The organism is Microcoleus sp. PH2017_34_RAT_O_A, assembly GCF_020737885.1.
Classification (GTDB): domain Bacteria; phylum Cyanobacteriota; class Cyanobacteriia; order Cyanobacteriales; family Microcoleaceae; genus Microcoleus.
This window is the reverse complement of record NZ_JAEQDD010000066.1, coordinates 1-19,920: the sequence shown is the minus strand read 5'-3', so window position 1 is coordinate 19,920 and position 19,920 is coordinate 1. Positions and strand designations below refer to the sequence as shown.

The 19,920-nt window shown below is 46.3% G+C and carries 19 protein-coding genes and 1 pseudogene; 7 read left to right on the top strand and 13 right to left on the bottom strand.

Annotated features, from left to right (window positions below):
* Positions 1-478: 478 nt before the first annotated feature.
* A pseudogene (locus tag JGK11_RS21260) lies at positions 479-2,176 on the top strand (hypothetical protein); the annotation flags it as partial.
* Positions 2,177-2,491: 315 nt separating this feature from the next.
* Here the strand turns inward: JGK11_RS21260 and JGK11_RS21255 are convergent.
* Positions 2,492-3,397, bottom strand: a complete 906-nt coding sequence (locus JGK11_RS21255; RefSeq protein WP_293197036.1) for a bestrophin family ion channel — start codon at positions 3,395-3,397, stop codon at positions 2,492-2,494.
* Between the two features lie 351 nt (positions 3,398-3,748).
* Here JGK11_RS21255 and recJ point away from each other — a divergent pair, with 351 nt between their 5' ends.
* Positions 3,749-5,824 (top strand): single-stranded-DNA-specific exonuclease RecJ, encoded by a 2,076-nt coding sequence (gene recJ / locus JGK11_RS21250; RefSeq protein ID WP_293180477.1) that lies wholly within the window; start codon positions 3,749-3,751, stop codon positions 5,822-5,824.
* Between the two features lie 454 nt (positions 5,825-6,278).
* On the opposite strand, the gene JGK11_RS21245 is transcribed toward recJ, so the two are convergent.
* From JGK11_RS21245 to JGK11_RS21235, 3 genes are all read right to left on the bottom strand, one after another.
* Positions 6,279-6,419 (bottom strand): photosystem II reaction center protein Ycf12, encoded by a 141-nt coding sequence (locus JGK11_RS21245; RefSeq protein WP_293180474.1) that lies wholly within the window; start codon positions 6,417-6,419, stop codon positions 6,279-6,281.
* Between the two features lie 178 nt (positions 6,420-6,597).
* Entirely contained in the window at positions 6,598-7,251 is a 654-nt protein-coding gene (locus JGK11_RS21240) for a Uma2 family endonuclease (RefSeq protein ID WP_293180471.1), read from the bottom strand.
* A gap of 96 nt (positions 7,252-7,347) precedes the next feature.
* Positions 7,348-7,551 (bottom strand): hypothetical protein, encoded by a 204-nt coding sequence (locus JGK11_RS21235; RefSeq protein ID WP_293180539.1) that lies wholly within the window; start codon positions 7,549-7,551, stop codon positions 7,348-7,350.
* A 349-nt stretch (positions 7,552-7,900) separates the two neighbouring features.
* On the opposite strand from JGK11_RS21235, the gene JGK11_RS21230 reads away from it, so the two are divergent.
* The 3 genes from JGK11_RS21230 to JGK11_RS21220 all read left to right on the top strand — a co-directional run bounded on the left by JGK11_RS21230 (position 7,901) and on the right by JGK11_RS21220 (position 9,272).
* Positions 7,901-8,269: a YkgJ family cysteine cluster protein gene (locus JGK11_RS21230; protein WP_293180468.1), complete on the top strand. Its 369-nt coding sequence runs from the start codon at positions 7,901-7,903 to the stop codon at positions 8,267-8,269.
* Between the two features lie 170 nt (positions 8,270-8,439).
* Positions 8,440-8,763: a hypothetical protein gene (locus JGK11_RS21225; RefSeq protein ID WP_293197038.1), complete on the top strand. Its 324-nt coding sequence runs from the start codon at positions 8,440-8,442 to the stop codon at positions 8,761-8,763.
* Positions 8,764-8,984: 221 nt separating this feature from the next.
* Positions 8,985-9,272, top strand: a complete 288-nt coding sequence (locus tag JGK11_RS21220; RefSeq protein ID WP_293180462.1) for a YggT family protein — start codon at positions 8,985-8,987, stop codon at positions 9,270-9,272.
* Between the two features lie 158 nt (positions 9,273-9,430).
* Here JGK11_RS21220 and JGK11_RS21215 read toward each other — a convergent pair whose 3' ends face one another.
* The 6 genes from JGK11_RS21215 to JGK11_RS21190 all read right to left on the bottom strand — a co-directional run bounded on the left by JGK11_RS21215 (position 9,431) and on the right by JGK11_RS21190 (position 14,087).
* A complete protein-coding gene (locus JGK11_RS21215) occupies positions 9,431-9,862 on the bottom strand; it encodes a hypothetical protein (RefSeq protein WP_293180459.1) in 432 nt (143 codons plus the stop codon).
* A gap of 111 nt (positions 9,863-9,973) precedes the next feature.
* Positions 9,974-11,023: a shikimate dehydrogenase gene (locus JGK11_RS21210; protein ID WP_293212742.1), complete on the bottom strand. Its 1,050-nt coding sequence runs from the start codon at positions 11,021-11,023 to the stop codon at positions 9,974-9,976.
* Between the two features lie 167 nt (positions 11,024-11,190).
* A complete protein-coding gene (locus JGK11_RS21205; protein ID WP_293206192.1) occupies positions 11,191-12,549 on the bottom strand; it encodes a P-loop NTPase fold protein in 1,359 nt (452 codons plus the stop codon).
* Positions 12,550-12,787: 238 nt separating this feature from the next.
* On the bottom strand, positions 12,788-13,024 hold the full coding sequence (locus JGK11_RS21200; protein WP_293180450.1) for a hypothetical protein: 237 nt from the start codon (positions 13,022-13,024) through the stop codon (positions 12,788-12,790).
* 85 nt (positions 13,025-13,109) lie between these two features.
* Positions 13,110-13,790 (bottom strand): type 1 glutamine amidotransferase domain-containing protein, encoded by a 681-nt coding sequence (locus JGK11_RS21195; protein WP_293212740.1) that lies wholly within the window; start codon positions 13,788-13,790, stop codon positions 13,110-13,112.
* 129 nt (positions 13,791-13,919) lie between these two features.
* Positions 13,920-14,087, bottom strand: a complete 168-nt coding sequence (locus tag JGK11_RS21190) for a hypothetical protein (RefSeq protein ID WP_293180444.1) — start codon at positions 14,085-14,087, stop codon at positions 13,920-13,922.
* A gap of 18 nt (positions 14,088-14,105) precedes the next feature.
* Between JGK11_RS21190 and JGK11_RS21185 the strand changes: the two genes are divergently transcribed.
* Positions 14,106-14,996 carry a LysR family transcriptional regulator gene (locus JGK11_RS21185; protein WP_293180441.1) on the top strand — a complete coding sequence of 297 codons (891 nt, stop codon included), beginning with the start codon at positions 14,106-14,108 and terminating at the stop codon, positions 14,994-14,996.
* Positions 14,997-15,045: 49 nt separating this feature from the next.
* Positions 15,046-15,684: a Uma2 family endonuclease gene (locus JGK11_RS21180; protein WP_293180438.1), complete on the top strand. Its 639-nt coding sequence runs from the start codon at positions 15,046-15,048 to the stop codon at positions 15,682-15,684.
* Here the strand turns inward: JGK11_RS21180 and JGK11_RS21175 are convergent.
* The 3 genes from JGK11_RS21175 to JGK11_RS21165 form a co-directional block, all read right to left on the bottom strand.
* Positions 15,681-16,187, bottom strand: coding sequence for a hypothetical protein (locus JGK11_RS21175; protein ID WP_293180435.1), 507 nt, complete (start codon positions 16,185-16,187; stop codon positions 15,681-15,683). The two genes, JGK11_RS21180 and JGK11_RS21175, sit on opposite strands and share 4 nt — an antisense overlap.
* Positions 16,180-16,413, bottom strand: a complete 234-nt coding sequence (locus JGK11_RS21170; RefSeq protein ID WP_293206199.1) for a hypothetical protein — start codon at positions 16,411-16,413, stop codon at positions 16,180-16,182. The genes JGK11_RS21175 and JGK11_RS21170 overlap by 8 nt, the downstream gene beginning before the upstream one ends.
* A gap of 341 nt (positions 16,414-16,754) precedes the next feature.
* Positions 16,755-19,541: a phycobilisome rod-core linker polypeptide gene (locus tag JGK11_RS21165; protein WP_293212738.1), complete on the bottom strand. Its 2,787-nt coding sequence runs from the start codon at positions 19,539-19,541 to the stop codon at positions 16,755-16,757.
* Positions 19,542-19,920 lie beyond the last annotated feature (379 nt).

The window sequence follows — 19,920 nt, the reverse complement described above, 5'->3', positions numbered from 1 at the left end:
TTTAGCTGTTGATTAATAAAAAGCGCTCTCTCCAAATGAGGGCGCTTTTTGTTTTGGAAAGCATAAATTAAGAGATTTATTTTTGATATTGTTTCCGCTACACTGACCAGAATCAAATTGGTTTGTAGTGAGGACTTTAGTCCTTTCTTGGATGCAGACTAAAGTCCTCACTACAAACCTTTATGATATGATATATTGATTAAGAATTATTATAGCCTTTATCAAAAAGGTGAGGTATGACTGACAGGTTATATAACCACTGAAACCAAGAGGGCTGAAGCCCAACAACGTACCTTATCTTTCTGAGAACCGCTATATATTTAATTGGTAATCATCAAAGTGGCGATATTTAAAAGACTTACATTTGAAAAACTCGCGGTTGAGAAATCTCAAATATTCGGCGGGGCGATCCTCTTCGAGGGCTTCGCTAACGCATTTTTCAGCGGCATTTTGATGGCATTGACAACAGCACCATTCAATGCTTGGCTATTGGCTTGGGTAGCATTAGCACCCCTGTGGGTTTTGGTTGTCAGTTATGAACGAGCAATAATCACAGAAAAAAAACAAAAAGTTCTTCCTTCTTTCCTATTCATTCTTCCTGCTTCCTTCTTCCTTCTTCCTGCTCTCTGGGGAATCGGCTATCACGGATTAGCCATATCTTGGATTATGGGAATACACCCAATGACTTGGTTGGGAGTTCCTTGGTGGCCCAGTTTGGCGATCGCACTTTTTTGCTGGATATTCATCACCTTCTGGGGAAGTGCATTAGTCACCCTTTGGGCATGGTTATTTGCGATCGTAACTTCCCACATTAGTGGCACAGGCATCTTGCCTGTGATTTCGTGGCACAGGCATCTTGCCTGTGATTTCCCAAAAAATTAGTGGCACAGGCATCTTGCCTGTGATTTCCCAAAAAATTAGTGGCACAGGCATCTTGCCTGCGATCCGCGTGTTAATTGGTACAGCTTTGTGGTGTGCCTTAGAAAGTATTTGGAGTACAGGCTCGCTGTGGTGGACATCACTATCATACACCCAAAGCCCGCACAACTTAGCCATATTGCACCTCGGTCAACTCTCCGGGCCCAGCGCAGTAACAGCGGCAGTTGTAGCAGTAAATGGCTTAATTGCCGAAGCTTTTATCGCAGGAAGAAGGAAGAAGGAAGAAGGCCTTTCGGCTTCGCTCAAGGTAAAAAGAGGGAAGAAGGAAGAGGGAAAAGGAGAGAAGGAAGAAGGAAGAGGGAAGAATTGGATTGCTTATATTTTGCCTGCGGGTTTATTTTTAGTTTTGCATATTGTCGGCTGGAGTTTGTACAATCGCCCGTTAATTCAAGAGGCGGGAACAGGATTAAAAATTGGGATTATTCAAGGCAATATTCCTAACGAGATTAAGTTTGACTCAGGTGGTTGGCGGCGCGCTTTGGAAGGTTACACGGCTGGATATAAGGAGTTAGCTGACAGAGGAGTAGATGCTGTGTTGCTTCCAGAGACGGCTTTGCCTTTTATCTGGACAAACGAGTATCAACGTTCTACTCTTTCTTTTTACCAAGCGATTCTCCAACGCGGTGTTCTGGCTTGGGTTGGAGGATTCGGACAGGAAGGAGATAGCATGACTAATAGCTTATTGGCGATCGACAAAACAGGAGAAATTGTCAGCCGGTATGATAAACTCAAGCTAGTGCCCTTAGGCGAATACATCCCTTTTTACGAAATCTTAGGCGGCATTATTAATCGGCTGTCTCCCTTAGATACTCATTTAGTACCAGGGAACTCAAAACAATGGTTTAATACGCCGTTTGGCCACGCTATTGTCGGAATTTGTTACGATTCAGCGTTTGCTGAAGTTTTCCGATATCAGGCGGCAAATGGAGGTGAATTTATACTCACAGCTTCCAACAATGCCCATTACAAACCGCCAATGCTGGCTCAGCATCACGCTTTGGATGTGATGCGGGCCATTGAAACTGATAGATGGGCTGCGATCGCAACTAATACAGGTTATTCTGCTTTTGTAAATCCTCGCGGCGAGACGATTTGGAAGTCTGGAATTAATACCTATGAAGTCCGAGATGCTACTATTTATCGGCGGCAAACTCGGACTTTGTACGTGCGGTGGGGAGATTGGCTGACGCCTTTATTGTTGGTTTTAGCTGGGTTAATGTGGTTAATTGCTAGAAATTAACGTTAGGCGGAAGCTATAGCATTTCGATCTCCATATGAGGTACTCATGGGCATAGGGCATAGGGCATGAGTTACTGGTTATTGGTTATTAGAACGAACAAGAAACATAAGACAAATAAGCTCCGAGGCATTTAAATTGCACGTCCGAATAAAGTTAAACTTTTGTGGGGCGGGAATCCTGCCCGCCGTAAAAATACAATTTAAATGCACAAAAGCGTAACCAATCACCAATGACTAACGCTCGACAACCAATGACCAATAACCAATAACTAATAACCAATAACCAATAACCAATGACTAATCACTAATGACTTTAATGCTCTTTTGCCCGAGCATGAACGCTAGGAGATAAAGTAATTAAATCGTTGATATTGCGCTGCATAGTAGCACAAATATTATCCAAAGGCAAATCATTGGCATCGTGTCCAAAAGGATTTTCAATTTCAATGCCGATTTCTTCGATACCGAACAAAGCAAAACTAATTAAAGCTACCACAGGGCCTGTCCCCCAAGTTAACTCCTTCACCATTTGAAAAGGCAGTGCCAAGCAGTAAAGCAAGAGTAGCTGTTTGAGATGAATCGCGTAAGCAAGAGGCATCGGAGTTCTCAAAATCCGCTCGCAACCGCTCAAGGCCTCAATCATGTTATTTACTAACTGATTCATCGCAGTTAGCCGATAGACATCGAGGTTATTTGCCTCGTACTGTATCGTCAAATAATCCCCAATCCAAAAAGCAATTTCGAGGGGAGGATTGTTCATCTTTTTGAGATTCTCATACTGTTGGGGTAGTACGTAAGGCTCTATTTCTGAGCTAATTGGTTCTTGGCGCAAGTGCAATTTCATTGCTATGGCAAAAGCCACTAATAATCGCAAAGTAGACTTTTTTTTCGCTAAATCATCCGGTTCTCGATCGCTAATAGATACCCAGATTTGACGTGCCAAATTTCTGACTGCAATAATTAAGGTTCCCCAGCACCTCCGGCCTTCCCAAAATCGATCGTAAGCTGTATTTGTCCGAAACACTAACAATAAGCCGAGGACTATACTGGGAACAATGCTTGATAGGATGGGCAAGGATACTGGGAAGTTAAAAAAGTACAGTACCGAAATCAACAACCCAAAACTAGCGCACAGCATGACGCGGCGCCAAATGAAAAAAATGATCGACCCTTGAAACTGGAAGGCAACTTTAAACCAGGGCCGCTTTTCTGTAATCATCACAATCTCCTGTTAAAATAAAATCCAGCACTGGGGACTGTATGGGCGTGACAAATGCCTGCTAGACATTGTTTTCAGATGCGATCGCACTTTCACCGAATAGCAAGGGTTTGAAGCCCTTACTCAGGTCGGCAGATTGTGATAAGAACCGAGTTTAAATCTCCGTTATTATCACTTCGCTGTCAACTGTCAACTGTCAACTGTCAACTGTTCACCACGCTGCTTTTATCCGCACAACCTTCGGATTTTACCGAAAAAACTCATCTTTGCGATCGATCGCCAATCTAATATTGATTTCATTAGACACTTAATTAGGTAAGATTGGTTATGTATCTTTAGACCTCAGCTTCCGTGCCAGAGCTACCGACATCTGTACCCCCGCATTCTCCCCGATTGCCGAACCAACGGTGGCAAATTTATTCGCCTCAACCACAGCAAGCCGAACAGTTTGCCAATGAAATCGGTTTGTCATGCTTGCTAGCACAGGTACTTATTAATCGCGGTATCGATTCTCTCGAAGAAGTGCAAGGGTTTATCGAACCGGAATCTCTGGTTTTGCCGGCGCCACTGGATGAATTTCCCGATTTGGCTGCGAGTGTCAAATTGTTGCGGGAGGCGATTTCAACAGGTCAGAAAATTGCGATTTGCGGCGACTACGATGCTGACGGGATGACGAGCACGGCTTTGTTGCTGCGAGCTCTGAGGGCTTTGGGCGCGAATGTTGATTATGCGATTCCCAGCCGGATGCACGAAGGTTACGGGATTAACGATCGCATTGTAGAAGAATTTCATGCCGAAGGTGTGGCTCTGATTCTGACGGTAGACAACGGGATTGCAGCCTATGGCCCAGTTGCCAGAGCGCGAGAACTCGGTGTAAAAGTTATTATTACAGACCACCACGATTTGCCGCCAAAACTGCCCCCGGCTGATGCTATTCTCAACCCAAAATTAATTGCGGAATCTTCGCCCTATCGCGGTTTGGCTGGAGTAGGCGTTGCCTATGTTTTGGCGATTACTTTGGCTCAAGATTTGAAGAAAGTTGGCGGGTTGGTGAATCCGCTGCTGGAATTATTTACCTTGGGAACTATTGCAGATTTGGCGCCTCTGACAGGAGTTAACCGCCGCTGGGTAAAGCGGGGTTTGCGACTTTTGCCTCACTCGCAATTAGCCGGAGTTCAAGCTTTGATTCAGGTGGCGGGAGTGCAGCCTGCAAGTGCGGAAAATTTACCTCTTTTTAATTCAAAAACTCAAGCTAACAATACCTTAAAGCCTGAAGATATTGGTTTTCGGCTGGGCCCGCGGATTAATGCTGTGGGGCGGCTGGCTGACCCTCAAATTGTGATAGAGTTGCTCACAACGGACGATCGCGAATTGGCACTCAAAAACGCGATGCAGTGCGAACAAATAAATCAGCGCCGTCAGGAGTTGTGTCAGGAAATTGAGCAGGAAGCGATTGCTTGGTGCGAGAAAAGTGCGCTCAATTTACAGCAGGAACGAGTTTTAGTTGTCGTGCAGCCCGGTTGGCACCACGGGGTGATTGGGATTGTAGCATCTCGGTTGCTCGAACGTTACGGCGTACCCGTTTTTATCGGTACTTTTGAGGATGAGGGTGGCGAAACGGGTAATATCATCCGGGGTTCGGCGAGGGGAATTCCTGAATTTAATGTATTTGACGGGCTGAATTTTTGCGCGGATTTATTAACTAAATTTGGCGGACATAAGGCGGCTGGGGGTTTTTCGATGCCTGCCAAGAATCTTGAACAATTCCGCAAGCAACTGTCAATTTTTGCGAATCAATGTTTGCAGCCGGAACACCTCAAGCCGTTGGTTTCAGTAGATGTGCGAGCGGATTTGGCTGAGATTAATCTTGACCTTTACCGACAAATTGATGCTCTAGAACCTTGCGGGATTGAAAATAAGGCTCCTGTATTTTGGACGCCTAATGTTTGTATTACTGAACAAAAAATTGTTGGTAAGGGAGGTCATGTTAAACTAACTGCAACTCAAGATGAAAAAGGTTCGGCTAGTTTGAAGGGGATTGCGTGGCGTTGGGGTGAATATTTTCCGTTGCCTCGGCGGGTTGATATTGCGTACCGCTTGCGGGAAAATAGTTTTAATGGCAAGACTTCGGTTGAGTTGGAATTGTTGGGTGTCCGCTTAGTGGCCAGTGCTGCTAGTTCGAGGCCGTCGGTGTTTGGAAAAGTTGAGTTTGATTATTGCGATCGCACTTATTCTTGTAGTCTGTCTCCCGCCGGTTCTCAAGAGGAATTGAGAATTCGCAATTCTCAAGGGCAAGTTTTGGTTGTTGAACCTGGACAAAGCATGGGTTTGTTGGGTAACTCCCGCCAGGATGCTAGGGAAGTCGATGTATCTCTACCTTTTTTCGAGAATTTGATTCAAACGGCTAAACACGCCCTCGGTATTTGATCTTCAGTTGACAGTTGACAGTTGACAGTTGACAGCTACCTCTTCCGGTCAGTCCGAGGATTGAAGCAATGAATAGTCTTATTTTAATTTCTCCCTCACTCGTGTTCCGGCTTTCAACCAATTCTTTCTGGTAAACCTAATTCATCGGGGTGAAATTTAGGGAAAATTCGCCCGCACAAAAACAGGTACAAGCCCCCAACACGAAGGTTAGGATCGAATCGACAATTTGAGACCAAAATTCAACGTCAATCAAATTTTGGGACGGGCTAGAAGCCCATCCCACAAGAAAAAAGATTTTTGTGGGATGGGCTTCTAGCCCGTCCTAACTATTTTTGCAAGAAGTCTAATTTACAATCTAAAATCTCAAATTGACTTGAGTGGCGATCGAGCTTTGGGAATTTTGAATTTTAAATTATGCAAAACTCTCAACTATCGATCGCCAGCCGTGGTATAATTACAGGTCGCCGCCTTTAGCTGCCAACAGAAAAATCACGATCGGGCCAGAAAGCACGACTGCTGCCAGTAAAGCTACCTGAACAATAAGTTGCAAGTTTACAGGGCCTCCGCCGTTAAAAAGATCCGTTATAAAGTCCATGTGTCCTCCTGACTGTAGTGAGTAAGTCTAGATTGATGAGAAAATCCGCTTCTGATTTTACCGGGCGATCGGCCCTCTTTTTTAAGGAAGTTTACAAAATTCAACAAAATGTAAAGAACGATCGACCTGCGGGCGATCGCAAATTCGGCTAAAAAACCCTGAGTTTGGGCGATCGTAATTAGTCCGGTTCATCCATGGGGCTGCTTGGAGGCAAACCTGCCCGAAAAATCAACTCGGCAGTCAACCTCAATTCTGGGAAAGCCAGCGATTCAACAGTGTCATCGCCCCGAAACTGCTTTACCTGATACTCCCCATCTACTAACTGGCAAACTGAAAGGGTGGGTTGTTTGGGATTCCCAATGAACTTGCGGCCACCTAAACCCAAATAGTCCACAATCCAGTATTCAGGGATGCCAATTTCTTCGTAATCAGCAAATTTGAAATGGTAATCATCTCGCCAGTTCGTGCTGACGACCTCTACAGCCAGTCGGATCGAAGACCCCATCGTGATGATGGACTCCCTTTCCCAGCGCGGTTCCTTTGCCAGAGATGCTTGATCTAGGACAATTACATCGGGCTGATAACCAGCCTCATCGCGAGTGGGTTTAAGCAGGCAGTCACCAGGGATGCAGTAAGGTAATTCGCGTCGGTCAATTTCAACTCCTACTTTTAAGCTGATAAAACCTGTAACACCGGAATGGCGGCCAGTTCCTAGAGGCATTTCGACAATTACTCCATTGTGTAGTTCGTAGCGGTGAACTGAGTTCTCTGGATACCAGGCTGCGAACTCATCAAAAGTGACTGTTTTGGGGATTGTTTGGGCTTGGATCATGGTGTTGTTCCTCCTTTGCTAGATTTATACTAGATATTAGCCAGCTTCCTTACTTTCCTTGCCCCGCTTAGCTTTGGTAGTTGGCGGGGGTTTGGTTTATGTGAGTCCGGAGCTATCAGGTTCACTCGGAGGTGCGCTGGCTGGATCTGACGATCGTTTATTCCTCTCTATCAAGGCTTTCTTGACCAAGACAAGAACCAGTTGAGGAATGGAACGAAATTCAGAATCAGCCCAAATTTTTAACTCCTTGTACTCGTCAAAGTCAAAGCTGATGGTAGTTCTTGGTCGCTTGGTAGCCATATCGCGCGGTTGTCTATACATATCAACATTATCCGCGACTGTCTACCGAGGCTTCAATTTACCATCAGGTACATCATACTTGACAAGTGATGTACTTGTAGATTTTGATAAAGCTCACAGCCAAAAAAGAGCCAGCCCCAAGCATAAAACAGTCATCCGTACAGGAACCAGGGCTGGATGCCTTTACCGGAGAGTGTTCGCAATCAAAAATCGAACCGTCTTTTCGCGAACTCCTTCTGCGGCGCTGGCACTTGGTATACTTGAAAGGCTTTAATCTCTCTTAAAGTTGGGCATTTTCCAGATAATGCTCCAAATCTAAAATCTAAAATCTAAAATCTAAAATCAAATTATGGCTACTTGGCGTTGCGTAAAGCAGTGCGGTGCTTGTTGTTACCTAGAACCAACAGAGCGCCCTGACCTGGACGAGTATTTATCTACCGAGCAATTGGCGCTCTACTTGAGCTTAGTGGGAGATGACGGTTGGTGTATAAACTTTGACAAAGAAACGAGGGAATGCGGAATTTATGCCGATCGCCCGCGCTTTTGTCGGGTAGACGAGGAAGTGTTTCAGGATATGTACGGGATTGAGCCTGCTGAGTTGAACGATTTTGCGATCGACTGCTGTTTGGAGCACATTGAAGATATGTATGGCGATCGATCTTTGGAGATGATTCGCTTCAACTCTGAAGTTGGAACGATCGCCTTACCCGACAATTAACCGACTTGATGTCCCTGTGGGCTTTGTGCTTCCGAAGCATTTTTCGAGATCGTATTTCAATCTCAAACCTAAAATCTCAAACCTAAAATCTAAAATCCTCTCCAGGTCGATCGCTCCAGAGAGTGTAAAAATAGACAAATCAAGGAAATATCGCGCAGTTGAGTTGAGCCATGAGCAATCGAGAGGGTTTTACAGGCGGATTTATTGCGGGAGCCGCAGTTGGGGGCTTGGTGGGGGCAGTTTTGGGTGCGGTGCTGTCGAGGCGCGCTGCTGAAGCTTTGCTGAGCGATCCTTCCGATGCCAAGACCAGAAAGATGCGCCAGAGGAAAGCCAGCCAACTCGAAGCCGAAGGGATGGAAGTAGCAAGGCTGAGTTTGGAAGATAAAATTGCCCAGCTAAATCAGGCAATTGATGACGTGCGGCTGCAACTCGGCGATGTCAACGGGAACGCGCCAGCCCACAACAGCGAGGGTTCGATCGCCCCTGACTCCTGAATAAGATTGAAGATTTTAGAGCAGTCGGGGAGTAGAATGCGGGCGATCGACCAACTGTCGCACATTTCTCTGTTCAACTTTCCCATTAAAAACCAAGGCAAAAGTAAAAAGGAACCACAAAATTGCTCAGCCTCTACCCTCAGTGCCTTCCCTCTTCCGCAGCTATGCTAAACTCAAAGTTAAAGTGTCTGTAAACTTTACTCAAACGACAACCAAAATTTATGAGTTATTCAATAGGCCTTTTGGCAAACACGCTAGCGACATTTCTGCAAATCTATCTAGTCCTGATGATTATTAGGGTACTGTTAAGCTGGTTCCCCAACATCAATTGGTACGACCCCCCGTTTTCGATTTTGAGTCAGTTAACAGATCCTTACCTCAATCTCTTCCGCTCAATTATTCCCCCCTTGGGAGGTATTGACTTTTCTCCAATGATTGCGTTTTTTGTACTTCAGTTTGGCTCGCAATTTCTGATCGGTCTTTTGGGCAGCTTGCAAACCGCTTTTTAGTTATCAGAAAAATAGGGTTTAAAACTTCCCCCTTATAGGGGGAATTTACATTTATAGCCGTTCTCGAAAAAGTGAGGTATGCCCTATGCCCTATGCCCTATGCCCTATGCCCTATGCCCATGAGCACCTCATATTTCGCTCGAAAGGCTATAGTTTCACTAACGGCGAACCACGCCAGTAAAACCTGTAGCTTTAAACTGCTTGAGCTGCAAAGGTGTTCGTTGATTGGCTGCAACCGAAATTCTGAGCTGAAAATCGCTAATTCCGGGAGGAACTTCTTCGATAGAACCTAAGCGAGTCCGGTTTTGCATCACTGGATTTTCATCTGCATCATAAATACGACCGAAAATATCAGCATCAAAAACAGGTTTGCCGCTAGTATTTTCAGCTTTCCCAGTAATCAAAAAGCAATTAGCTTCCATAGAACTGCCGCTGGTGACTGTTCCTTCTGCCATTTCTGCGGGACATTCGTGATAGGAAAGATCGGAAAGTTTAATCTGTGTGGTAGCCCAAGCTGGTGGAGTGAATACCAAACTCAAAATTGCGATCGCCCAAGTGGCAAAAAGAAGACTGATAGCTCGAAATTTCATAACAATTGCAGCGTAAATATATTTTACTCAGCTTAGCGCGAATTCAAGGTCAAATTCTTAACCTCCTCCGGGAAACGGCACTGCCGTGTCCGGCTCCAGGAGGAGACGGCATTAGTCTAAACCTAAATGCTGGCGCAAGGCTTGGCGCATTACATCCACAGGGACATATTCTGTGTCCAGCCAAATTTTCAAGGCTGCTGCTCCTTGTTGAACTAGCATTTCTAGTCCGTCAATCGGTATTGCACCGCGAAGCTGTGCATCTTTGAGCAACTGAGTAGGATTCGGGGTGTAAATCAGATCGTAAACGATCGCACCTGCGGAAATTCGATCGAGCGCAGCAGCAGCAACCGGCGACTTTTCCCCGTGCGGGTGCATCCCCACAGGAGTTGTATTCACCAGCAAATCGGCCTGCGAAATCAACATTGACAAATTATCCCAAGTATGTACCTGCAAATTCTGCATCGGCATCGGAGAATTAACCCAACTCTGTTGAAATTCCGCTAAATTGGGGGCGCTGCGCCCGACAACGTGAATCTCTGCAAATCCCAATTGAGCGCATCCAGCCACAACAGCCCTCGCCGCCCCGCCATTCCCCAAAATTACCGCTACTTTCTGACTCCAATCGGAACCCCCCCTAGCCCCCCCTTGGTAAGGGGGGGGACAGGATTCCAAAGCTCCCTCTTGGTAAGGGGGCGGACAGGATTCGACAACCCTATTGCTAATTTCTAAGATATAGCTTGCCTCTTGCTCCCCCCCTTGGCAAGGGGGGGTTGGGGGGGGTGAATTTGGCTCTTGGCAAGGGGGGGTTGGAAGGGTTAGCAACGGCGCGAGAAAGCCTTCTACGTCGGTATTTGTGCCGCACCAACCTTTGTCAGTGCGGTAGACAGTGTTGACTGCGCCGATCGCCCTAGCAATGGGAGAAACCTCCGCCAGCAGCGGTAAGATTGCCTGTTTGTGAGGAATCGTGATGCTAAATCCCCGAAGGTCGATCGCGGCAAATCCTGCCAGCGCAGCCTTTAAATCCTCTGGTTTTACCGGAAACGGCAGGTAAACAAAATCGACACCCAAGTGAGAAATGGCAGCATTGTGCATCACCGGGGACAGAGAATGTGCGATCGGATGACCAATTACTCCGAGCAGTTTAGTAGTGCCTTTAATCATTTTTGTTATTTGTTATTTGTTATTTGTTACTTGTTATTTGTTATTTGTTATTTGTTATTTGTTACTTGTTACTTGCGGCGCTCTGAGCGGAGTCGAAGGGTCGAAGGGTTACTACGCTTAGGGACGCTAATAACGAATAACCAATAACAAATAACCAATAACATTAATCAACTATCAATCAAAAACTCCTTTGCGTCAGCCAAAATCGGATTGACATCAAACCAGTAATCCTCGCCGTAACGGTACTCAAATACCCAAAGACTGCGGAGCAAAATTTGGTATTTAGTTTCACCATTCACTGTTTTGGTAGCAGATACTTGGCGGAGTAATTGCCACTCATCAGGTTCGATCGCCAAAGTAAGCTGGTGACGGCGTTGGACAATCACATTTTCCAAAGTTTCCCGCGACACAGGAGGGTCTTGTTTTTGCAGACAGCTATAGAGTAGTTGTAACAAATTGCGAACATGACCCCCGCTAACTCGACAGAGGCGATCGAGAGTTTCGGCAGAATCGAAAATTTTGCCAACCAAAGCATAGCGCTGCGACGCCTCCACTGTTGGAAAAGCGCGCGCCAGAACCATCTGTCGCAGCAATTCGACACCCTCTGCACACTCAGAAGCGTCATTCAATTGCACCGGCACCATCGGCAAAACCTTTGGATCTACCCCGAAGCGATTGCTAAGCTGACCCAAGTCGTTAGAGAAAATCAGCACCAAAGGAATTGTATACACGACATGACAGTTCAGTCTTGCCAACTGCTCCCCGCGATCGACAAACAGATATTCCGGCTGCATCCGCCCCGTTGGTTTCGCGCACAGGTGTATGCGATCGAGATTGTCGATAATTACCACAAGTCCCTGTTTACCTTGGCGCTTGAGTTCTTGATTAGCCGGTTCCAGCAACTCCTTATTGAGCGCATCTAAAATTACATTAGTCCGCGGCTCCAAATATTGCCTCAACTCCGATCGCAAATTCGGAGCATCCTTCGCCTTAGCAGTAATTTTGCCAATACCCAAAGACAAAGAAAACTCTCCATCCGTGCTAGCATTTACCTCACCCAAACCGGGGACAGAAGCTCCCGCTTTCAGATCTATTTGAGTTTGAAAAACATCAGCAACGCCCTTGAGCAAAGCTTTAAAACCCGTCGGTTGCAGCTTGATTTTCATTTTCTCAATGCTTTCGCTCACCTGACGCGCCACGCTCAACAAAATGTCAGTGATATCGACATCAGCCATGTCTAAATCTTTACTCGACTCAAAATAAACCACATGAAAACCTTGCTCCTGCAATTGAGCTTGCAGCCGCAGCAATTCTGTGGATTTCCCCGAGCCGATGTGACCGGTAAATAATTGACAGGTAGGTACATCGGGCGAGAGACGGCTGATGGTGCGCTCCAATTGTTCTACGATTGTGCCGCCCCGCACTGACGAAAAATCGATATAGTATTGTCGGTCTTCTTGATTTGCTACTGCCAGGGTGTAGCTGGGATTGCAGGCCGTATAAAATTTCTGTAAATTTAGTTCCATACCCTGTTCTCTGTTTTATAATATTATGCCCTAAGAGCTTCTTCATTGAGCAATTTGACCGCTCCGCACAAATTGCTAGTTGTTTTGATGTTTTATTGGTCTTTCAATATCTAAATGTAGATCGGAATCCGCAATCACAAATCCCACTTATTTTTTGCAGTCACGGAATGAACAAAAGTCAGTAATAACTTGATTGCTTCGAGCGTGAGGACTTGAGTTCTCTCCAAAATCAGAGGACTCAAGTCATCACAACTAACAGATTGATTGCGGAGAATTTGCCGAACAGCATCTGACACAGGCGATCGCGAATTTGTCTGCTAAAATCAAAGACGAACTGTGGGCGGTAATGTTCTCCAGTAAAATTGGGTATTTGAGTAGGGTTAACCGAATGCAGAAAGGGCGAGCACTTGCACTCGCCCCGATGGATTATCCAGTTAAGATTGGCGGGAATCTCCAACCTCAAATCTAATTGCATCAGCGAATCGCATAACAGATTTCTCACCGAGCCAGATTAATTTGCCGAAACTGTTGGGTGTACCGATTCACCAGATTTCAAAGTGCTATGTTGCATTAATTAATTCTACCATTCGTTTGCCTACACCTGCGGCGGAAGCGGGATTTTGACCTGTGACGAGTCGATCGCTCGCCACCACACAGACTTGAAAATTAGCAACCTTGGTAAACTTCGCCCCGCGTTCGATTAATGTTGACTCCAGCAAAAACGGCACGATATCAGTCAATCCCACAGCGGCTTCCTCTTCATTCGTAAAAGCAGCCACAGTCTTGTCAGCAACCAGGTATGTACCGTCAGACAGCTTAATATTGACTAACGCCGCAGGCCCGTGACAGACAGCACCGACAATTCCGCCTGCTTCATAAATAGCAGCCGCAATCTCAGCGAGTTCCTGGTTATCAGCAAAATCCCACATGGTTCCATGTCCGCCAGCATAGAAAATAGCAGCATATTCTGCGGGTTTAATTTGTGCAGGATTCAGAGTATTTTCGACTCGCAAAACCTGCTCGGAATCGTCTAAAAAAGCCTTATTTAGCGGGTCTTCCAAATCAATCCCAACCATTGGAGCTTTGCCGCCTTTTGGACTGACAAAATCTACCATTAATCCGGCTTTAGTAAATGCGTCCAAGGGATGGGTTACTTCTGGGAGATAGAAACCAGTTTCTTTACCAGTGTCACCAAGAGTATCGTGGCTGGTTAAAACAATCAGAACTTTTTGGCTAGTCATATTCGATTCCTGTTGTGGGTGTCTTTGTGCTCGTTGTTTTTATCCTAGGTCGAATTCATCTAAAATACAAATTATGAAAGTTTCGTGTAACTATAAATCTAGTTATACCAAATCCCAATGCCGAACTTCCTAACATCCGTTAAATCTGAGATATTTCACCATTGTCAGCAACAGGCTTTCCGGCCTGTTCCACAAAGAGTGCATTTCTTGTGGGGGCTTAGCAACAGGCTTTCCGGCCTGTTCCACAAAAAGTGCATTTCTTGTGGAATGGGCATCTTGCCCGTTCCTAAAATCCATTGCCGAACTGCCTTATTTATGATTAGCTTTGAGTGGTATCGCAGCTTTATCGAGGTTTACCGCGTCGGAACCGTATCCGGGGCGGCCCAAGTTCTCCATCTGACGCAACCGGCTGTCAGCCAACACGTCGCAGCCCTAGAGTCAGCTTTGGGAAATCCGTTGTTTCAAAGAACTCCGAGACGGATGGTGCCGACGGATGCGGGAAAAAGACTGTATAGTCAAGTTGCAAGTGCGATCGAGAAACTCGAATCAATTCCCCACAAAAACTCCAGCGCCGAAACACCACAAACCATCAGAATCGGTACACCACAAGAATTTTTTACCGATCGCATCCTCAGTCAATTACCCCAAGACGATCACACTTTTTACACAATCCAATTTGGACTAACATCGGAGTTGATCCAACAACTCAAAGCCGGAAAACTAGACATCGTAATTGCTACCCAAAAAATTACCTTGTCTGACATTGAATATGAACTACTATTCGAGGAAAACTTCTGGCTAGTCGGGCCGCCAAATATGGCGATTCCGATTGCTGAAGGAATCAGTCAAGCAGATTTAAACCCACTTTCTCAATGGCTATTAACTCAACCTTGGATTGCTTACAGCGAAGAATTACCGATCGCCCGCCGCTTTTGGCGCGTCGTGTTTGGCAAAAGAATCGATGTTCAACCCAAACTAATTATTCCCGATTTAAGAGCAATTAGACAAGCCGTTGAATGCGGATTTGGCTTTAGCGTGCTTCCCGATTACTTGTGTGCAGATTGGGTGACAGAAAATCGTTTGACACTTGTGCTTAAACCTACACAGGCTGTTACCAATCGGATTTGGCTGGCTTTTCGGAAATCGGAAAGACAGTTGCCAAAAGTCAAACGGATGTTAGAAATTTGCCAAATCAATGTAAACTAAGTTAGCCTTAGAGTAAACCATCAATATCAATTCCACTTGGAGGTCACTTGTGGTAACATCTGCACCAGAAGCTACAGCAGAACTGCAAAAACCTATTGGCGAACAGCGCGTCGTAATTTGGGGGTTATCTTGGGACGGTTATCTACAAATTCTCAATGCCTTACCCCAGTCACGAGGCTGTCATTTGATCTATGACAACGGGATTCTAGAAATCACCATGCCCTTAGAAGAACACGAATTTTCAAGTCGATTAATCGAGTGTTTTATTCGGACGCTGATTGAACTCATGGGGATGCGGATGAAAACGATGGGTTCAACAACTATGAACTATCCTTTTCTGAAAAAGGGAGCCGAACCAGATAATGCCTACTATATTCAAAATCAACCCCTCGTCAAAGGCCGAAATGTTGATTTTACCAAAGATCCTCCGCCTGATTTAGTGGTAGAAGTAGATATTACTCATACTGATATTGAGAAAAACAAATTCTACGCTGCTATTGGTGTACCGGAGTTTTGGCGGTTCAATGGCAAAGTGTGGCGAATTTATCAATTGCACGAGGGCGAGTATATGGAGGTTGAATCGAGTCCTACCTTTCCTCAAGTGCCGAAAGAAAGGCTAATTGCTTTTCTAGAACAGGCAAAAGAAGATGAAATTGCGGCAATACGCGACCTGCGAGCTTGGTTTTAATGCTGTTTTTCTTGAGTCTTGAGCCACTCCATTGCCGATTTCGATTCAGCCTGCACGTCCTCCGACTGAGTAGCTAGCCACTCCTGATAAGCCTTTTCATCACCACCAAAGGAATCTAGGGATGGAGCAAAGCGATGAGCCTTTTTCATCCAGACATTTTCAGGTGCTAAAGGCTTATAGGCGCAGTAGCAAATGCAAATTGTATCAAATCCTGCACCATAGGGAGGCGGGATTTCAGGGGTGTATTCTTCCACCCGCACAACTTCCCAGCCACTATCTCGAAAGGAGTCCCGGTTTTCTGGCACTGTTTCCGTCAGTCGGTGTCCGATCGCAGGAGCAGGTTTGCCACTAGAGTCGTAGTGTTCGGCAATGGTGTTAGTTAAAGAAGGTACTGAATCCACATTTGCAATGCGGTAAAATGACTTTCCGATTTGTGTCTCAGTTTTCTGACGATACTTTTCAATTTCACCTTTATCCGCTTTGAACAGAATCAGTTTACGCATCTTCTTTGTCCTCCTTGAAATAGTCGCCTTGCGTTAAATCCATGCGAGAGGGTGGAAACTCGCAGTAGCCATCGAAAACGCAATCAACAGGTAAAACATCAGTTGCGACTAGCTCTGCCTGCTTCAGCGTCCACCCGTAATTATCTGCCATATCCTCGCAGCATTCTTCATTCGCTGCCGCATGGCGGGTTTCATCTTTTTCCTCGTCGTATCTGGGTTTTGGCATAATTAAGTTACTCCTAGTTCGGATAGTCGGACTTTGGAGAAGTCGTCTCGGTTGAGTGTGTCCTCACTCACCGGGGCGCATTCACATAATTTATATTATAGAACCCAATTTTTATACCAATTTATTCTATCCATTATAATTGACACTTTCACGTCGAGGAACACTTGATGAAGCAAACAACTCGCAGCACACTCTTCCTTTCCTCACTCTGCGCTCTCTGCGCCCTCTGCGGTAAAAAAACTCCAAATTATCCCAAAAAAGGGCTGGTATAGTTACCAGCCCTTCAACTAATTTTAGATGTTAAATTACCAGTAATTTAACATCCAAAAACTCAAATTAATCTAACTTCTGTCAGTAACAGTCGCAGGCTCAAAACTCGGAACCACAACATCAGAATTCTGCTTAGTCAACTGGTTGTACAGCCTTTCAGTATTCGGGAAATTAGCAGCCGGTAGAGTTGGGAAGCGACGATAAGGAACAGTATCCTCACCAAAAGCCTCAGCATATTCAACAGTCAGCAACATCGCATTGATAAAGCCCTTAATCCCTTTACTTGCCAAGATTTGGTTATAAGTCCGAATCTCCGCTTGATTCAGAGGAGCACGGCCCAAGAAGTGCTTCGTACCCAACTCAATCACCTTAGTATTTGGATAAGGTGCATAGAACTGTTTCACGTACAGCGGCGAACAACCTAAACACTCAATGAACTCCTTGAGATTGATTTCATTGTTGCCAAGTTTGCTTTCCAACGCCGTGAATTCATTCTTCACAACATACGAGTTGATATCACGCTCAAAAATTTGACGGTAAACAGCTTGAATTAAAGTTTTCAAAGCTACCTTATCCGAAGTTGTTGTCAGTTTGAACACCTTAGTTTGCTCGCGGCGCTTGCTCACACCTTGAGCAATCCGAGTTTGCAACTGAAGATCTCCGCCATCGATCGCAGTACCCAATTCGATAAACCGAGGTGTTTCAGGAGTCGGCTCAACGTTGGCCTTTTTCTCACCAAAGGAACCCGATCGCATCGTCCGCATCGACAAACCAGCCGGAGTCACATAGCGCTCGTAGGGGACTGTATCTTCCCCGAAAGCTTCGTTGTACTCCATGCTGTCCATGATGCTATCGACCAGCGCGTAGAAACCCTTCTTGGCACAAATGTCAAAGTAAGCGTTCATTTCCTGGCGGCCGTAAGTAGGGCGTCCCAGGAGTCGGCGGTGAATATACTCGATCGCCTTACAAACATAAAGCTTGCTCCAGTACATATTGCGGAACACATCGGATTTCGCCAACATCCGAATAAACTCGCGCATCGGGATGTCGCCGTTTTCCAGCTTAATTTCCGCCACCTTTTGGCGCTGGCCGTCGAACACATCGCGACCAAACACTTGCAGGTAAGCAGCCCGAATCACCGCTTGAGTCGAACTTTCGGTATATTTGACACTGGAAGCATTGCTGTAGCTGCTGGAGGCACCGCGAGCGGTTTTCTTGGAAGCCACATAGTTGCTGGGTAACTGGTCTAGTTTAAAGACCTTGGGGCCCAGAGAACCAGGAGCCGCACCGCGAGCCGCTGGGTTGCTCAATTGATTGTCAATCCCCGCACCTTGACGGATCAAGATCCGGCGAGTGTCTTTGCCAAAGGGAGCTGGACGGTTCTTAGGGTTACGAGTTTCTTTCGGGAAAATCGCACCGAACTGAATTTCCAGCGGATCGTTACCAATACCGTAAACGTGCTGATCTGGTAGAGGCTGAGTGTAGCCTGCGAACAAGGTGATGAACTGAGGAACCTTGCGGAAAGGAGCGCTGAAATTGAACAAATCAATTTGCGGGCCCCAGTTGCGACATTCCTGAGCTTCCTGGCCCAAACCGCGCAGGTAAGGGACTGTTTCTTCGCCGAAGTAGTCGGAATATTCCTGAGAATAAACCATCGCGTCTACGAGGGCTGCCAGGCCGCCTTTGGTGACGATCGCAAAATACTTGCTAAATTCTTCCCGCGAGCTCAAACCGCGGCCGAGGAAGTGGCGGGCCGCCAGTTCTACAGCGCGACTGTTGACAAACGGTTCGTAGAATTGCTGGCGGTACAGAGGAGATTTACCAAGGCGGCGGATAAACTCTTTCATGGAGATTTCGCCGTTTTTGACCTTAGATTCCAGGTCAGAAATGCTTTGGCTGTAGGCGCGGGTAATGTCGCGCTCAAAAACTTGGCGGTAAGCTGCTTTGATTACTTCAATCTTTTCAGCCGACGACAGACCCGTCTTCATGACGAATTTCGCCCGATTTTCCGCTGCGTTGAAGTAGATTTGAGGCAGTTGCAGCCCTTGCTGGTCGTTGCTTTCGCGCTGACGCACCTTAGCCGAAGGTGTGGGAGCTTTGAATTCGGTAATTGCTACATCAAAATACTGTGCGACGATCGTGCGTGCGGCCTCATCATTCTTGAAATAGTTCAAGGATGCAGCCTTCATTTCCTGCATTGCCACAATTGTCGCCGCCGACGAGCAGGCATTTTCGATAATTTCCCGCAATCCGCGCACATTCACCGAAATAATGTTCGGGTCGCCAGCAACGATCGCGTAGGTAATGTAACGCAAAAACCAGCTCAAATCCCGCAGAGATTTGGTCATGTTGCTCGGGCCGTAGCGCGAGACATTAATCGGCTGGAATCCTGCTGGAATTGGGCCGCCACCGCCGCCGTTAGTCGAAAACAGATTTCCCAAGCCCAAGAATCCGCCGCCACCTGAGCCTTTGCCGTTACCGCCGCCGCCACCTGCGCGACCTTCAACGTAAGTAACAGTTCCCAGTTTCATGCCTTCAGAGACATTTACCGAGCCGCCGCGAGTTGCGCCAGCCATAGCCATCACAGGTTCTGCTGGTCTTTCCAAAAATGCCAGCGGGGAACCGCCGACAAAAATCCGGTTGGCTGCGCGGGATACTATGAGTTCCGAGTTTCTGGTCAGCGTCTCAGAAATCGCGATCCGAAGAGCACCGGAACTGAAATAACTTGCCAGTTCGCTCAGTTCGCCCCGCTGTAGGAAGCGGTCTTGCTGTTCAGCTTGCGAAATCGTTGCGACTGGTACAGTTTGATATAGTTGCGGACGGGCAACTGAGCTTCCACCACTTGCTTTTACAGTCATTAGACTCCTTCGCTCCCTATCTAAATCGTTGCAGCATTTACCCAGACTAACCTTGCCTTCTCATGCAGGTAAAATTAGGTATTTTTGCTTTGTTTACTTTTTGCCTTGACCTATCACGAGGTTAGGGCGCTTACTTTCTTAGATTAAAATGTTTTGGTTTCATCTTTCGTCCTGCCGGGAAATGTCCGACCCGAAGACACCGACGGGGCACTCCCTCCGCGCTTGCTTCGCCCGTACATTCCTGGAAAAAATACAAAGGCAGGATAGCTGACTCCTGCGACGATCGCTACGCCTCTAATCGCCAATTAATTGGACAAACGTGGACTCAGCATACAAAAGAAAACCTTGGCACCTCAAAAGTGGTCATTCTTTTTGGCAT

Coding starts and splice junctions, on each gene's coding strand:
- JGK11_RS21255 (WP_293197036.1), bottom strand. CDS start 3,397: ATGATTACAGAAAAGCGGCCCTGGTTTAAAGTTGCCTTCCAGTTTCAA.
- JGK11_RS21245 (WP_293180474.1), bottom strand. CDS start 6,419: ATGGACTTTATAACGGATCTTTTTAACGGCGGAGGCCCTGTAAACTTG.
- JGK11_RS21240 (WP_293180471.1), bottom strand. CDS start 7,251: ATGATCCAAGCCCAAACAATCCCCAAAACAGTCACTTTTGATGAGTTC.
- JGK11_RS21235 (WP_293180539.1), bottom strand. CDS start 7,551: ATGGCTACCAAGCGACCAAGAACTACCATCAGCTTTGACTTTGACGAG.
- JGK11_RS21230 (WP_293180468.1), top strand. CDS start 7,901: ATGGCTACTTGGCGTTGCGTAAAGCAGTGCGGTGCTTGTTGTTACCTA.
- JGK11_RS21225 (WP_293197038.1), top strand. CDS start 8,440: ATGAGCAATCGAGAGGGTTTTACAGGCGGATTTATTGCGGGAGCCGCA.
- JGK11_RS21220 (WP_293180462.1), top strand. CDS start 8,985: ATGAGTTATTCAATAGGCCTTTTGGCAAACACGCTAGCGACATTTCTG.
- JGK11_RS21215 (WP_293180459.1), bottom strand. CDS start 9,862: ATGAAATTTCGAGCTATCAGTCTTCTTTTTGCCACTTGGGCGATCGCA.
- JGK11_RS21210 (WP_293212742.1), bottom strand. CDS start 11,023: ATGATTAAAGGCACTACTAAACTGCTCGGAGTAATTGGTCATCCGATC.
- JGK11_RS21205 (WP_293206192.1), bottom strand. CDS start 12,549: ATGGAACTAAATTTACAGAAATTTTATACGGCCTGCAATCCCAGCTAC.
- JGK11_RS21200 (WP_293180450.1), bottom strand. CDS start 13,024: ATGCAATTAGATTTGAGGTTGGAGATTCCCGCCAATCTTAACTGGATA.
- JGK11_RS21195 (WP_293212740.1), bottom strand. CDS start 13,790: ATGACTAGCCAAAAAGTTCTGATTGTTTTAACCAGCCACGATACTCTT.
- JGK11_RS21190 (WP_293180444.1), bottom strand. CDS start 14,087: ATGGATTTTAGGAACGGGCAAGATGCCCATTCCACAAGAAATGCACTT.
- JGK11_RS21185 (WP_293180441.1), top strand. CDS start 14,106: ATGATTAGCTTTGAGTGGTATCGCAGCTTTATCGAGGTTTACCGCGTC.
- JGK11_RS21175 (WP_293180435.1), bottom strand. CDS start 16,187: ATGCGTAAACTGATTCTGTTCAAAGCGGATAAAGGTGAAATTGAAAAG.
- JGK11_RS21170 (WP_293206199.1), bottom strand. CDS start 16,413: ATGCCAAAACCCAGATACGACGAGGAAAAAGATGAAACCCGCCATGCG.
- JGK11_RS21165 (WP_293212738.1), bottom strand. CDS start 19,541: ATGACTGTAAAAGCAAGTGGTGGAAGCTCAGTTGCCCGTCCGCAACTA.